At 68.5% G+C, this 13,779-nt stretch carries 12 protein-coding genes; 5 read left to right on the forward strand and 7 right to left on the reverse strand.

Annotated elements, in window-relative coordinates:
* Positions 1–251: 251 nt before the first annotated feature.
* Positions 252–2,747 (forward strand): heavy metal translocating P-type ATPase, encoded by a 2,496-nt coding sequence (locus SI859A1_RS15585; RefSeq protein ID WP_040325892.1) that lies wholly within the window; start codon positions 252–254, stop codon positions 2,745–2,747.
* A gap of 60 nt (positions 2,748–2,807) precedes the next feature.
* Here the strand turns inward: SI859A1_RS15585 and mmsB are convergent, their stop codons facing one another.
* Genes mmsB through SI859A1_RS15600 form a run of 3 tightly spaced genes read right to left on the reverse strand, consistent with a single transcriptional unit; the run spans position 2,808 to position 5,889 of the window.
* Positions 2,808–3,671, reverse strand: a complete 864-nt coding sequence (gene mmsB / locus SI859A1_RS15590; RefSeq protein WP_009210669.1) for a 3-hydroxyisobutyrate dehydrogenase — start codon at positions 3,669–3,671, stop codon at positions 2,808–2,810.
* Positions 3,668–4,750, reverse strand: a complete 1,083-nt coding sequence (locus SI859A1_RS15595; protein WP_009210670.1) for an enoyl-CoA hydratase/isomerase family protein — start codon at positions 4,748–4,750, stop codon at positions 3,668–3,670. Before SI859A1_RS15595 ends, mmsB begins: the two co-directional genes overlap by 4 nt.
* Complete coding sequence (locus SI859A1_RS15600) at positions 4,747–5,889, reverse strand: acyl-CoA dehydrogenase family protein (RefSeq protein WP_040325893.1); 1,143 nt, start codon at positions 5,887–5,889, stop codon at positions 4,747–4,749. Before SI859A1_RS15600 ends, SI859A1_RS15595 begins: the two co-directional genes overlap by 4 nt.
* Positions 5,890–6,189: 300 nt before the next feature.
* Here SI859A1_RS15600 and SI859A1_RS15605 point away from each other — a divergent pair, with 300 nt between their 5' ends.
* Complete coding sequence (locus SI859A1_RS15605; protein WP_148233867.1) at positions 6,190–6,405, forward strand: hypothetical protein; 216 nt, start codon at positions 6,190–6,192, stop codon at positions 6,403–6,405.
* A 149-nt stretch (positions 6,406–6,554) separates the two neighbouring features.
* On the opposite strand, the gene SI859A1_RS15610 is transcribed toward SI859A1_RS15605, so the two are convergent.
* The 3 genes from SI859A1_RS15610 to SI859A1_RS15620 all read right to left on the reverse strand — a co-directional run bounded on the left by SI859A1_RS15610 (position 6,555) and on the right by SI859A1_RS15620 (position 9,803).
* Positions 6,555–7,565 carry an aldo/keto reductase gene (locus tag SI859A1_RS15610; protein ID WP_009210673.1) on the reverse strand — a complete coding sequence of 337 codons (1,011 nt, stop codon included), beginning with the start codon at positions 7,563–7,565 and terminating at the stop codon, positions 6,555–6,557.
* Positions 7,566–7,641: 76 nt separating this feature from the next.
* Positions 7,642–8,826 (reverse strand): CaiB/BaiF CoA transferase family protein, encoded by a 1,185-nt coding sequence (locus tag SI859A1_RS15615; RefSeq protein ID WP_009210674.1) that lies wholly within the window; start codon positions 8,824–8,826, stop codon positions 7,642–7,644.
* A gap of 5 nt (positions 8,827–8,831) precedes the next feature.
* Positions 8,832–9,803: a hydroxymethylglutaryl-CoA lyase gene (locus SI859A1_RS15620; protein ID WP_244401031.1), complete on the reverse strand. Its 972-nt coding sequence runs from the start codon at positions 9,801–9,803 to the stop codon at positions 8,832–8,834.
* A gap of 267 nt (positions 9,804–10,070) precedes the next feature.
* Here SI859A1_RS15620 and SI859A1_RS15625 point away from each other — a divergent pair, with 267 nt between their 5' ends.
* From SI859A1_RS15625 to SI859A1_RS15635, 3 genes are read left to right on the forward strand one after another with little or no spacing between them, the layout of a single operon-like run.
* Positions 10,071–11,045, forward strand: coding sequence for a Bug family tripartite tricarboxylate transporter substrate binding protein (locus tag SI859A1_RS15625; protein WP_009210676.1), 975 nt, complete (start codon positions 10,071–10,073; stop codon positions 11,043–11,045).
* Entirely contained in the window at positions 11,032–11,493 is a 462-nt protein-coding gene (locus SI859A1_RS15630; protein ID WP_050767560.1) for a tripartite tricarboxylate transporter TctB family protein, read from the forward strand. The genes SI859A1_RS15625 and SI859A1_RS15630 overlap by 14 nt, the downstream gene beginning before the upstream one ends.
* Before the next feature lie 30 nt (positions 11,494–11,523).
* Complete coding sequence (locus tag SI859A1_RS15635) at positions 11,524–13,056, forward strand: tripartite tricarboxylate transporter permease (protein ID WP_009210677.1); 1,533 nt, start codon at positions 11,524–11,526, stop codon at positions 13,054–13,056.
* 33 nt (positions 13,057–13,089) lie between these two features.
* On the opposite strand, the gene SI859A1_RS15640 is transcribed toward SI859A1_RS15635, so the two are convergent.
* Positions 13,090–13,779: a GntR family transcriptional regulator gene (locus SI859A1_RS15640; RefSeq protein ID WP_009210678.1), complete on the reverse strand. Its 690-nt coding sequence runs from the start codon at positions 13,777–13,779 to the stop codon at positions 13,090–13,092.

The following is a 13,779-nucleotide window of genomic DNA, read 5'->3' on the forward strand; positions in this document are numbered from 1 at the left end:
TCACCGCTCGCGCGGCGATCACCGTGCGTCGCCGCTAGGTGGGTAAGCCGCTGCGCCGTTCAAAGACCGTCGTGCAGAAATATCGCGTGTGAGATCAAGCGGCCCGTCGCCCGTTGGGATCGGGAGACGCCAACGCTGGCGAGGCGACGCGGCTTCGACCGGACGCCCGTCCCCCTTGACCTTCCAGTGGCTGGAATCTCCATCTTGTGGTCAATCCGCCTGCGGGCGGCCATTTCTCGCAGCGAGCTCCCATGTCCGAGACCAGCACCGCCTGTCATCACCCGCATCACGATCACGGTCACAGCCATGACGACGCCAGCGGGGCCGTCACCCGCGATCCGGTCTGCGGCATGCTGGTCGATCCCCAGGCCGGCAAGCCGAAAGCGGAGCATGACGGCCGAACCGTGCTTTTCTGCTCGCAGGGGTGCCACGACAGATTCGTCGCCGCGCCGCAGGATTACCTGACGGCGACGGACCCGGTCTGCGGCATGAGCGTCGAACGCATCGATGCCCGCCACATGGCCAAGCATGGCGGCGAGCGGTTCTATTTCTGCTCGGCCGGCTGCAAGACGCGGTTCGAGGCCGATCCTGACGCCTTTCTCGGCGACCGCCCGGCGCCCGAACCGATGCCGGAAGGCACCCAGTACACCTGCCCGATGCATCCGGAGATCGTCCAGGACCATCCCGGCGACTGCCCGAAATGCGGCATGGCGCTGGAGCCGATGGGCGTGCCGACCGGCGAGGAAGGCCCCAATCCGGAACTGATCGACTTCACCCGCCGGCTCTGGGTCAGCGCGCTCTGCACCATCCCGCTGTTCATCGTCTCGATGGGCCCTATGGTCGGGCTGCCGGTCCGCGACTGGATCGGCGAGGAGCTGGCGGTCTGGCTGGAATTCGCGCTGGCGACGCCGGTGGTGCTGTGGGCGGCCCTGCCCTTCTTCAAGCGGGGCTGGGCGTCGATCGTCAACCGCTCACCCAACATGTGGACGCTGATCGCCATCGGCGTCGGAGCGGCCTATGGCTACAGCGTGGTGGCCACCCTCCTGCCCGGCCTGTTCCCCGCATCCTTCCGCCAGGACGGTGTCGTGCCGGTCTATTTCGAGGCCTCGGCGGTGATCGTCGCGCTGATCTTCGTCGGCCAGGTGCTGGAGCTGAAAGCGCGCGAGCGCACCGGCTCGGCGATCCGCGCGCTGATGGACCTGGCGCCGAAGACTGCCCGCCGCATTGCGGCCGACGGAACCGAGGAAGACGTGCCGCTCGACGCGCTGTCGTCCGGTGATCGCCTTCGGGTTCGCCCCGGCGAAAGCGTGCCGGTGGACGGCACGCTGGTCGAGGGTCGTTCCTCGGTGGACGAATCGATGATCACCGGCGAGCCGGTGCCGGTCGAAAAGAACCCCGGCGACACGGTCACCGGCGGCACGCTTAACCGCAATGGCGGCTTCGTCATGGAGGCCGAGGCGGTCGGCGCCGACACCACCTTGTCGCGGATCGTCGAGATGGTCGCCAAGGCGCAGCGCTCGCGTGCGCCGATCCAGGGGCTGGCCGACCGGGTCGCGGGCTATTTTGTCCCGGCCGTGGTGCTGTCGGCGATCGTCGCCTTCGTCGTCTGGGCGCTGGTCGGGCCGCAGCCGGCCATGGTGCACGGGCTGGTCGCCGCCGTCTCGGTGCTGATCATCGCCTGCCCCTGCGCACTGGGGCTCGCGACACCCATGTCGATCATGACGGCCACCGGCCGCGGCGCCTCGGCCGGCGTCCTGATCAAGGACGCCGAGGCGCTCGAGCGGTTCGCCAAGGTCGATACGCTGGTGGTCGACAAGACCGGCACGCTGACCGAGGGCCGGCCGCAACTGACCGACGTGGTCGTGCTTGAGAACGACGAGACGGCGTTTCTTTCGACTGCCGCCAGCCTTGAGCGCGGCTCGGAACATCCGCTGGCCGAGGCGATCGTCGCCGGTGCGCAGGAACGCGGCGCCGAACTGTCGGAGGCCACCGGCTTCGAAGCGGTCACCGGCAAGGGCGTGCGGGGCGAGGTGCGCGGTTCGGCCGTCGTTCTCGGCAACCGGGCGATGCTCGCCGCCGAGGGCGTCGATGCCGCTGCCCTCGACGATGACGCGCGGACCCTGGAGACCGACGGCAAGACGGTGATGTTCGTCGCCATCGACGGCCGGGCGGCGGGGCTCATCGCGGTCTCCGACCCGATCAAGCCGACGACGGAGGCCGCCATCCGCGCCCTGCACGAGAGCGGCATGCGGATCGTCATGGCGACCGGCGACAACGAGCGCACGGCCAAGGCCGTCGCGTCGGCGCTCGGCATCGACGAGGTGCGGGCCGGCCTGTCGCCGCAGGACAAGCAGGCGCTGGTGGAGGAGTTGCGCAATGGCGGTGCGAAAGTCGCGGTCGCCGGCGACGGCGTCAACGACGCGCCGGCGCTGGCGGCGGCTGATGTCGGCATCGCCATGGGCACCGGCGCGGACGTCGCCGTGGAAAGTGCCGGCATGACGCTGGTGAAGGGCGATCTCAACGGCATCGTGCGGGCCCGGCATCTCGCCCGCGCCACGATCCGCAACATCAAGCAGAACCTGTTCTTCGCCTTCGTCTACAACACCGTCGGCGTGCCGGTTGCCGCCGGCGTGCTCTACCCAATCTTCGGCGTACTGCTGTCGCCGATGCTCGCCGCGGCGGCGATGAGCCTTTCCTCCGTCTCGGTGATCGGCAACGCGCTGAGGCTGCGCACGCTCAAGCTGTGACGCCGGCCTCTGGCCCAGACGCGCGGCAGGCCTGACCGACGGACCTGCCGCGCTGCGGCGCTACTGCTTCGCCAGCTTGTCGAGGATCGCCGAGAAGTCGCGGCCCTTGCCACCGCCGGACTCGACGAAGGCCGCGTAGATGTCGCGGGCGTGGCGGCCGAGCTCGGTGGTCGCGCCGGCGGTCTCCGCGGCGGTCTGCGACAGGTTGAGGTCCTTCAGCATCAGATCCGCGGCAAAGCCCGGCTTGTAATCGTTGTCGGCCGGGCTCTTCGGACCGATGCCCGGCGCCGGGCAATAGGTGTTGATCGACCAGCAGGAGCCCGACGAGGTCGAGGCCACGTCGAACATCGCCTGGCGATCGAGGCCGAGCTTGTCGGCGAGGTGAAACGCCTCGCAGACGCCGATCATCGAGATGCCGAGGATCATGTTGTTGCAGATCTTCGCCGCCTGGCCGGCGCCGGCTTCGCCGCAATGTACCGCCTTCTGGCCCATGATGTCGAAGAGCGGCTTGCCCTTGGCAAAGGCCGCGTCGCTGCCGCCGACCATGAAGGTCAGCGTGCCGGCCGCCGCGCCGCCGGTGCCGCCGGAGACCGGCGCATCCAGCGACAGGAGGCCGGCCTCGCGCGCCATGTCGTGGGCGGCGCGGGCGCTGTCCACATCCACCGTCGAGCAGTCGATCAACAATGCCCCGGCCTGGGCCTGGCGCACGATGTCGGCATGGACGGCGCGCACGATGTCGCCATTCGGCAGCATGGTGATCACCGCCTCTATGCCCGTGACCGCCTCGGCGAGCGTTGCGGCGGGGGCGACACCCTCGGCGGTCACGCCGGCCGCGTCGTAGCCGCTCACCGCATGGCCGGCCTTCGCCAGATTGGCCGCCATCGGCGCACCCATGTTGCCGAGACCGACGAAACCGATCTTCATGGCCGTTTCTCCCCTGCCTGTTCTCCGAGTGTCAGTTCGTGCTCGCCCAGCGGTGCCAGCATCGCGGCGACCCGCGCCTGCGGCAGATCCTCGATCCGCGCCGGCGACCATTTCGGCGCGCGGTCCTTGTCGATCACCGCGGCGCGAATGCCCTCCAGCAATTCGCCCTCGTCGATCGAGCGGTAGGTGAAGCGGTATTCGTTGCGCAGCGCCGCCTCGATGGTCGGCTCGGCGCGCGCCGCCCGCACCAGTTCCAGCGTCGCGCCGACCGAGATCGGCGAACCCTTGCGGATCAGCGCGGCCGTGCGCTGCGCCCATTCCCCGCCATCGAGGGCGAGGCGCTGCAGGATGTCGGCCGCGTCGACGCCCGAGAACGCTGCGTCGATCGCCTCGGTCTGCTCGGCCAGCGTCGACAGCGGCGGCGCGTCGGCAAAACGCGCGATCACCTGCGGATCGCCGCTTTCGACCAGCGCCGCGGTCAGCCCGGCGAGATCGTCCGAACGAATGCAGTTGTCGGCAAAGCCGGCGGCGATCGCCTCGCCCGGCCCCATGCGGAAACCGGTCAGCGCCAGATATTCGCCGAGCCGGCCGGGGGCGTTGGCGAGGATCAGCGTCGCGCCGACATCGGGCACGAGGCCGATGGCGCATTCGGGCATGGCGACCATCGAGCGCTCGGTGACGACGCGGTGGCTGGTATGGCCGCCGAGGCCGACGCCGCCGCCCATGACGATGCCGTCCATCAGCGCCACGACCGGCTTGGGATAGCGGGCGATCTTGGCGTTCAGCCGGTATTCCTCGGCCCAGAAACGGCGGGCCGCGGACAGATCCCCGGCGCGGCTGTCGTGATAGATCTTCTGGATGTCCCCGCCGGCGCAGAAGGCCCGGTCGCCGGCCGCATCCATGATCACGAGATCGATGGCCGGGTCCGTGGCCCAGCCGTCCATCGCCGCCTCGATCGCCAGCGACATGGCATGGGACAGGGCGTTGAGGGATTTCGGCCGGTTGAGGGTGATGCGCCCCGCCCGCCCCTCGGCGCGAATCAGGACGTCGTCATTGGCTGCGTTGGTCTCGATGCTCATGAATGCTCCGCCAGGAGTGCGCGTGCGGTGATCATCCGCATGATCTCGTTGGTGCCTTCCAGGATCTGGTGGACCCGGAGATCGCGCACGATCTTCTCGATGCCGTAATCGGCGAGGTAGCCGTAGCCGCCATGCAGCTGCAGGGCCATGTTGGCGACGTTGAAGCTGGCGTCGGTGACGAAGCGCTTGGCCATGGCGCAATGCTTGGTCGCGTCGGGCGCCTTGGTGTCCAGCTTCCACGCCGCCTGGCGCAGGAAGATGCGCGCCGCCTGCAGCTCGGTCTCCATGTCGGCCAGCCGGAACTGCAACGCCTGGAATTCGGTAAGGCTTTTCCCGAAGGCCTGGCGGTCCTGCATGTAGGCGATGGACTTGTCGAGCGCCGCCTGGGCCGCGCCCAGCGCGCAGGCCGAGATGTTCAGCCGGCCGCCGTCGAGGCCCATCATGGCGTAGGCAAAGCCCTTGCCCACTTCGCCGAGGAGGTTGCCGCCGGGCACGCTGCAGCCGTCGAGGCGCACCTCGGCGGTCGGCTGGGCAACCCAGCCCATCTTCTTCTCCAGCGCGCCGAAGGACAGGCCCTCGGTGCCGTTTTCGACGAGAATGGCGGAGATGCCCTTCGGCCCCGCGTCGCCGGTCCGTGCCATCACCACATAGAGGTCCGAGAAGCCCGCCCCGGAAATGAAGCTCTTGGTGCCGTTGAGGACGTAGCCGTTGCCGTTCGGCTTCGCGCTGGTCCGCAGCGCGGCGGCGTCGGAGCCCGAACCCGGCTCGGTCAGGCAGTAGCTCGCGACCTTCTCCATCGACGCAAGCTTCGGCAGCCATTCGGCCCGCTGCTCCTCGCTGCCGAAGCTGTCGATCATCCAGGCGACCATGTTGTGGATCGACAGGAAGGCCGAGACCGACGGGTCGCCATAGGACAGCGCCTCGAAGATCAGGGCCGCGTCGAGCCGCGACAGGCCGGAGCCGTAGTCGTCGCGCACATAGATCGCCGCCATGCCGAGCCCGGCCAGTTCGGTCAGCACCTCGCGCGGCAACGCCTTCTCGTCTTCCCAGCGGGCGGCATGCGGTGCCATCTTCTCGGTGGCGAAATCCCGCGCCATGGTGAAGATCTGGCTCTGCTCGTCGGTGAGCGCAAAATCCAAGACGATTCTCCCGAAATCCCGGCCTGTGGCCGTCGGCCGCCTTGCGGCGGACTCCTCCCCAACTGGTCTAGAAGCCTGCCCGACGCGCATCAAGCGCCGAAATGCCCGGCGGTCGTCGGGGCGCACCGCGCCGGGTCGCGCATGCGGTCACGCCGGTCACTTGATGGTTGCGTATAGCAACGACCCTGCCATCTGAAACAAATAACTGTCGCCTATGAACTATAAGAATGGCGACAATGGAATTGACTCCGGTCGATCTTCGTGGGTCAAATAGAAGTGTCCCAGTCGGAGGTAACTCGGATGACCGCCCACGAATTTTGTGCGTGGCTGGACCATATGTGGTTCTCCCACGACGATGCCGCGACACGCCTCGGCCTTCCTGCCGAACAGATCGCCGCTTTCGAACGTGAGGGGGCGCCGGGCACCGTCGGCCTTGCCTGTGCGGCGATCGCGACGGGTCTGGCGGCATGGCAGCCGCCACGCCGTGGCGGCCGGCAGAGCCAGCAGGCCGCCTGACCTCTCTCTCCCCGCATCGATCGCGGCCTCGCCGCGCCCTGCCCCGTCCGCGCTCCCGTTGCCATCAGCCGGCCCGCCGGACTGCTGTGACCGGCGCAGGGTGACAGCGGCGATGCCCGGCACGGCACCAGCCGCCGATAGCCCTGCCGCTAGAAGCGCAGCACGCGGCCGCGATACGGATAGCGCGGATCGCTGTGGCCGACGACGGGCGTATGGCCCGACGCACAGAGCCCGCTCAGGAACGCCTCGTCGTCCGCGTCGTAGCGGGCGCCCACAACGCCGAGATAGCCGTCGAGTTGCGCGAGACTGCGCGGTCCCATCAGGATGCTCGACACGGCGGCATTCGCCAAGAGCCAGTTCAGCGCCATGGCGCCCGGATCGCGGCCGGACTGCTCGGCATAGTCGGCCGCCTTGTTGGCCGCCTCGATCGTGCCCGGCAGGAACTCCGCCTCCAGCATGCGCTTGTCGCCGCGCGCGGCACGGGAATCGTCCGGCACGCCGCCGCGATACTTGCCGGTCAGGATGCCGCGACCGAGCGGCGAATAGGGCACGACGGCGATGCCGAAATGATGGCAGGCGGGCAGATAGTCCGGCTCCGCCGTGCGGTTGAGCATGTGGTAGTAGGGCTGCGCCACGACCGGCCGCGCCACGCCCAGCCTGTCGGCGATGCGGACCATGTCGGCGATCTTCCAGCCGCGGAAATTGGAAAAGCCCCAGTGGCGGATGGTGCCCTTGGCGATCAGCTCGCCCAGCGCCCCGATCACCTCGTCCAGCGGCGTCGTCTCGTCGTCCAGATGCAGGTAATAGAGGTCGATCGTCTCGGTCTGCAGCCGCTCGCGCGACATCTCGGCGGCCCGGGCGATCCAGGCCGGCGACAGCCCGCCCGATCCCTCGACATCGGTGACCGGGTTGCCGACCTTGGTCGCCAGCACGCAGTCGGCGCGGCGCTCCTTCAGGAGGCGGCCCAGCATCGCCTCGGATTTCCCTCCGGTATAGGAGTCGGCGGTGTCGATGAAATTGCCGCCGACCTCGAAATAACGGTCCAGCATCCGCGCCGCTTCGGCCTCGTCGGTCCGGTCGGCGAACATCATGGTGCCGAGGCAGAGGCGCGCCACCTCCGGTCCGCCGCGGAACAGGGGAATCGTCGGGATCGTCGTCATGGGTGGTCCTCCAGAGTTGTGCGGTCAGCCGCGCGTTCGCCGCTCGGCGACGAACGACCGCACCGGCAGCCAGCGTTCAGACGACGCCGTCCGCCCGCAAGCGTGCGATGTCGGCGGCATCATAGCCGGCTTCGGCCAGCACCGCCTCGGTATCCTGCCCGAGGTCGGGCGCCGGATGGCGCACCTGCGACGGCGTCTTGGCGAATTTCATCGGGAAGCCGGTCATCCGCACAGTGCCATGGCCGGGATGGGGAACGTCGAGAACCATCTCCTGCGCGGCGACCTGCGGGTCCGCGAACACCTCGCCAAGGGTCTGGACCCGGCCGCAGGGCACGCCTGCCGCGTTGAGCCGCGCGATCCAGACCTCCTGGGTCTCGTGGCACATGGCGTCGTCGATCAGGGCGTTCAGTGCCGCGCGGTTGGCCACCCGGTCGGCATTGGTGGCAAAGCGCGGCTCGTCGAGAAGCCCGATCAGCCCGATCGCGTCCAGAAAGCGGCGCAGGGTCGGGGCGGTCGAGGGCGCCACGGCGACATGGCCGTCGGCGGCGCGGAACAGCCCGTAGGGCGAGGCGATGGGATGGTCGTTGCCGGTCGGCGCCGGCGTCTTGCCGGTCGCCAGTTGGGCCGCCGACAGATAGGCCAGCATCGACATCATGCCGCCCATCATCGAGGCCTCGACCGCCTGCCCCTCGCCGTCGCGGTCGCGGACGCGCAGGGCTGCGACGATGGCGAAGGCGGCATAGAGGCCGGCGATCAGGTCCGTCAGCGGCGGCGCAGCCCGCATCGGCCCGCTTTCCTGCGAGCCGTTCACCGACATGAAGCCCGACATCGCCTGGGTGATGAAGTCGAAGGCCGGGCGGTCGCGATAGGGGCCGGTCGAGCCGTAGCCATTGACGGAGCCGACCACGAGCCGCGGATTGATCGCGTCCAGTGCCGCGCGGTCGAAGCCCATGGCGGCCAGAACGCCCGGCCGGTAGTTTTCCACCAGCACGTCAGCGTCGGCGAGAAGCCGGCGCAGCACCGCCTTGCCGGCGTCGCTCTTCAGGTCGAGCGTCATGGAGCGCTTGTTGCGGTTGAAGCTGGCGAAGTACCAGGACATGCCCTCGACGCCCGCGCCGAGGCCGCGGACATGGTCGCCCAGCCCCGGCGATTCGACCTTGATGACGTCGGCGCCGAGATCGCCGAGCAGCATCGAGCAGAACGGGCCGGACAGGATGCGCGTCAGGTCGACGACGCGGATACCGGCGAGCGGCTGGTCCATGCCGGTCAGCCCGCCGCCGTGGCGACGTCGTCGACGCCGTGCCGGGTCAGCCGCGGCCCCGCCTTCATGACCTGACCCGGCAGTTCACGGCCGAGGCTCGTCTGGGTGAGCCGGGCGACGTCGATCAGTTGGTCCAGGTCGATGCCCGTCTCGTAGCCGCTCTCCTGAAGCAGATAGACCAGATCCTCGGTGCAGATGTTGCCGCTCGCCCCGGCCGCGAAGGGGCAGCCGCCGAGCCCGCCGATGGATGAATCGTAGCGCGTCACGCCCTCGGCGAGCCCGACCATGACATTGGCCAGGCCGACGCCACGGGTGTTGTGGAAATGCAGGGTGACGGTCATCTCGGGCACGGCCGCGCGCAGGGCCGCGAGGAGCGCCGACACATTGGTCGGCGTCGCCATGCCGGTCGTGTCGCCGAGATTGAGATCGACGATCCCCAGATCGCGGTAGAATCTGGCGATGCGGACCACCTGCTCCGGCGCGACGTCACCTTCGAAGGGGCAGCCGAAGGCGGTGGCCACGTCGCCCTGGACCCGCTTGCCGGCGGCGCTGGCGATCTCGACGACGGCCGGAAACCGTGCCAGCGTCTCGTCGATGGAAGCGTTGACGTTCTTGCGGCTGTGGGTCTCGGAAGCCGAGCAGAAGACGCCCATCACGTCGAGCTGGGTCTCGGCCGCGCGTTCGGCGCCGCGGGCATTGGGGACGAGGGCCGTCAGCACGGTGCCCGGCCTGCGCTTCACCCCGGCCAGCACCTCGGCGGCGTCGGCCAGCTGCGGCACGGCACGCGGCGAGACGAAGGAGGTCACCTGCACCTTGCGCAGGCCGGCGTCGATCAGGCCGTTGACGATCTCGATCTTGCGCCCGGTCGGGATGAACGACTTCTCGATCTGAAAGCCGTCGCGCGGGCCGACCTCGCAGATCTCGATCCGCGTTCCCTGCCTCGCCGGCATCGTCGACACATGGCGTGCTTCGACCATCAACCCGCTCCGTTCCTGTTTCGCTGGTACCACGGCTCCCATACGCGACGGGCCCGGCGAAAGTAAATTTCGAAATCTCATGCTGCATCGCAGCAGGTTTTTCTTTCGCGTCGCAGCACAAGAGAGCCTCGTCCCAGCCTTGACCGGCCGAATGCTTCGGTGTCATCCACTAGGGAAGGCACACGGGAGAATGCCGCTGTCGGCACGATCTCCTGTGGCCGAAAGAATGGCGGGGACGCAAGAACTGCCGCCTGAGGGAGGGAAATCATGTTTCTGAAACGTTTGTTGATGGCCGCGGCCGTGGCGGCGGTCGCCTTGCCCGCTGCCGCATTCGAGCCGTCGAATGTCGAATGCATCGCGCCGGCCAATCCGGGCGGCGGCTGGGACTTCACCTGCCGGACCGTCGGGCGCATCCTGCAGGAAGAGAGTCTCGTGCCGGGCGCCGTCCAGGTGACCAACATGCCGGGTGCCGTCGGCGCCGTGGCCTTCGCCAATGTCGCCTCCAAGCGCAATGACGACCCCAATCTGATCGTCGCGACCTCCACCGTCGGCATCACCCAGATCGCCCAGGGCAAGTATCCGGCCGGCATCGACCAGATGCGCTGGCTGGGCATGCTCGGCGCCGATGTCGGCACGATGCTGGTCAACAAGGAGTCCAAATACGATTCGCTCGACGCCGTTCTCGCCGCGGTCAAGGAAGACCCGGCCGGCGTCGTGGTCGGCGGCTCCTCCTCGATCGGCGGCTGGGACCATCTGCGCTTCCTGATCCTCGCGCAGGAAGCCGGCGTTCCGACCGACCAGCTCAAGGACATCCGCTGGGTCGAGTTCTCCGGTGGCGCTGACGCCGTCACCCAGTTGCTCGGCGGCCATATCGACGTCGTTTTGACCGACATCGGCGAGATCGGCGGCTTCATCCAGTCCGGCGACGCCAAGGCGCTCGCGGTCATGTCCGACGAGCGGCTGCCGGCCTATCCGGACATCGCCACCGCCAAGGAGCAGGGCATCGATGCGGTCGGCTACAACTGGCGCGGCTTCTACATGGGCGGCGGGGTTCCCGACGACGCCTATGATTTCTGGGTCGAGAAGATGAAGGCGCTCTACGATTCGGAAGGCTGGCAGACGGCGGCGACCGAGTCCGGCCTGACGCCGATCTGGCGCGGTGGCGAGGAGTTCAACACCTTCGTCCGCGAGTCCGAGAAGAAGGCAGCCGAGATTTCGAAGGCCATCGGTGTCATCAACTAGACCGACCACGAGCCTGCGGCTCAGTGACCGTATCGCGGGGGCGATTCTGCTCGCCCTCGCGATCTGGTACTGGATCGCCGCCGGCGGCTACAGCGTCGCCTACGGCGATCCGGCCGGCCCGAGCCTGTTTCCGCGCATGGTCGCGGTGCCGCTGGGGCTGTTCGCGGCCTTCCTGATCGTCAAACCGGATCCCGATCCGGTCTGGTTTCGCTGGCCGCATGTCTGGGGCCAGATCGCCATGCTGGCGGTCCTCATCGTCTATCCGCTCATTCTCGAGCCGGCGGGCTTTCCGCTGTCGACGAGCGTTGCGGCGGTGCTTTTGGCGCGCATCCTCGGCGCCAGCTGGCTGCAGGCCGTCATTGCCGGACTGGTGATCGGTTTCGGCCTGTTCTTCCTGTTCGACGGCGTCTTCGGCCTGCCCCTGCCGACGGGACCGCTCTTCGGTTAGTCACCGCCTGGCCGGTGCCAAGGAGATCACGTGGAAATTCTTGGCTTTCTCGCCGACGGTTTCGCCACCGCCCTGACCCCGACCAATATCGGGCTGGCGCTGTTCGGCTGCTTCATCGGCACGATCATCGGCGCGCTGCCCGGCCTCGGTCCGGTCAACGGCGTGGCGATCCTGATCCCGCTGGCCTTCTCGCTGCAGCTGCCCGCGGGCTCGGCGCTGATCCTGCTCGCCTGCGTCTATTACGGCTGCATGTATGGCGGGCGTATCTCTTCGATCATGCTCAACATCCCCGGCGACGAACCGGCGATGATGACCTGCCTCGACGGCTACCCGATGGCGCAGCAGGGCAAGGCGCCCGAGGCGCTGGCGATCTCCGGCATCGCGTCCTTCGTCGGCGCCGTGACCGCGACCATCGGCCTGGTACTGTTTGCCCCGCTGCTGGTGCAGTTCGCCATCCGCTTCGGCCCGGCCGAGTATTTCGCGCTCTATGTCATGGCCTTCGCGACGATCGGCGGCATCACCGGCGCCAATCCGGCCAAGACGCTGCTGGCGGCCGGCATCGGCCTGGCGCTGGGCACGGTCGGGATCGATCCGCAGAGCGCCGTGCCGCGCTACACCTTCGGCAGCTTCCATCTCTATGACGGCTTCCATGCCATCGTCGCCATCGTCGGCCTGTTCGCCATCTCCGAAGCGCTGATCCTTCTGGAACACGGGATCGGTGGCCATTCCGGCGCGGTGCCGGTCAACCGCGCCTTCGCCCGCTGGCCCGATATCCGCAAGTCGCTGGGCGCGATGTTCCGCGGCTCCGGCCTCGGCTTCATCTCCGGCATCCTGCCCGGCGCCGGGGCGTCGCTCGGCTCGTTCATCGCCTACACGCTGGAGAAGCGCTATTCGAACAGCGACGACACCTTCGGCAAGGGCGATCCCCGCGGCGTCGCCGCACCGGAAGCCGGCAACAATGCCGCGGCCGGCGGCGCGCTGGTGCCGATGCTGGCGCTCGGCGTGCCGGGCTCGGGCACGACGGCGGTGCTTCTGGCGCTGCTCATCTCGCTGAACATCACGCCGGGGCCGCTGCTGTTCCAGAACCAGCCGGACATCGTCTGGGGGCTGATCGCGGCGCTGTTCATGGCCAACGTCTTCCTCTTGATCCTCAACCTGCCGCTGGTCGGGCTGTTCACCCGGATGCTTTCCATCCCGATGTGGGCCCTGATGCCCTTCGTGGTGATGATCTCCTTCGTCGGCATCTATTCGATCAGCCATTCCACCTTCGACCTGCAGGTCATGGTCGGCTTCGGCGTGCTCGGCTTCGTGCTGCGCAAGCTGGAGATCTCGGTGGTGCCGGTGGTGCTCGGACTGCTGCTCGGCGGCGAGATGGAAAGCATGCTGCGGCGGGCGCTGGCGATCTCCGGCGGCGATGCCGGCATCCTCGTGTCGAGCTGGATCTCGATCGGGCTCTACACGATCACCGGCTGCTTCCTGCTCATTGCGGTGGTGCTGGCGGTGCGCAAGCCGCGTCGGCCGGCCGTGCAGCCTGCAGCCGACGCCGATTATGTCGGCGACTGACCGGCAAGCATGCCGCGCGGCGGTGACGGCGTCCTAGCCGGCGGCCGCCTCGGCCTCGGCATGGGCGAGCAGCGATTCCAGCTTGTGGGTCAGATGCGCCTTCATCAGGCTGCCCAGCAACGGCCCGTCCCGCGCCTCCAGCGCGGCCTGGATGCCCTCGTGCTCGCGGGTCGCCGTCAGCCAGCGCTCGGGCGTCAGATTGGCTTGGTAGCGCGCCCGATAGACCCGCCGCGCCACCATGGCATGATGCTGGGAGAGCGTCGGATTGGCGGCGGCGGCCAGGATGGCGCTGTGGATCGCCTGGTTGATCTCGAAATAGGCCGGCCGGTCCTGCGCCTCATAGGCGGCGGCGAGCCGACGGGTGAGATCGGCGATCGCCACGACCTCGGCCTCGGAAGCGCGCTCGGCCGCCAGCTCGCCGGCCAGTCCCTCCAGCGCCGCGACCAGCGGAAACAGTTCGGTCAGTTCGTTCATCGTCTCGCCCGAGACGACGGCCCCGCGGTTCGGCACCAGTTGCACGAAGCCTTCGTGGGCGAGCACCTTCAACGCCTCGCGCACCGGCGTGCGGGAGACGCCGAAGCGCTCCGTCAGCGCCTTTTCGGGCACCTTCTCGCCGGCCTGGAGTTCGCCCTCCATGATCATCCGGCGCATCCGGTCGGTCAGTTCCACGGCCAGCGCGGGGCGCGAGAGCGGCGCGTCGAAATCGGTATCGGCAAGGCTCAT

The sequence above is a fragment of the Aurantimonas manganoxydans SI85-9A1 genome (genome assembly GCF_000153465.1).
In the GTDB taxonomy this organism is placed as follows: domain Bacteria; phylum Pseudomonadota; class Alphaproteobacteria; order Rhizobiales; family Rhizobiaceae; genus Aurantimonas; species Aurantimonas manganoxydans.

Excerpts from the sequence above, each read along its gene's own strand:
- SI859A1_RS15585 (WP_040325892.1), top strand. The coding sequence starts at position 252 with ATGTCCGAGACCAGCACCGCCTGTCATCACCCGCATCACGATCACGGT.
- mmsB (WP_009210669.1), bottom strand. The coding sequence starts at position 3,671 with ATGAAGATCGGTTTCGTCGGTCTCGGCAACATGGGTGCGCCGATGGCG.
- SI859A1_RS15595 (WP_009210670.1), bottom strand. The coding sequence starts at position 4,750 with ATGAGCATCGAGACCAACGCAGCCAATGACGACGTCCTGATTCGCGCC.
- SI859A1_RS15605 (WP_148233867.1), top strand. The coding sequence starts at position 6,190 with ATGACCGCCCACGAATTTTGTGCGTGGCTGGACCATATGTGGTTCTCC.
- SI859A1_RS15610 (WP_009210673.1), bottom strand. The coding sequence starts at position 7,565 with ATGACGACGATCCCGACGATTCCCCTGTTCCGCGGCGGACCGGAGGTG.
- SI859A1_RS15615 (WP_009210674.1), bottom strand. The coding sequence starts at position 8,826 with ATGGACCAGCCGCTCGCCGGTATCCGCGTCGTCGACCTGACGCGCATC.
- SI859A1_RS15620 (WP_244401031.1), bottom strand. The coding sequence starts at position 9,803 with ATGGTCGAAGCACGCCATGTGTCGACGATGCCGGCGAGGCAGGGAACG.
- SI859A1_RS15625 (WP_009210676.1), top strand. The coding sequence starts at position 10,071 with ATGTTTCTGAAACGTTTGTTGATGGCCGCGGCCGTGGCGGCGGTCGCC.
- SI859A1_RS15640 (WP_009210678.1), bottom strand. The coding sequence starts at position 13,779 with ATGAGCCTTGCCGATACCGATTTCGACGCGCCGCTCTCGCGCCCCGCG.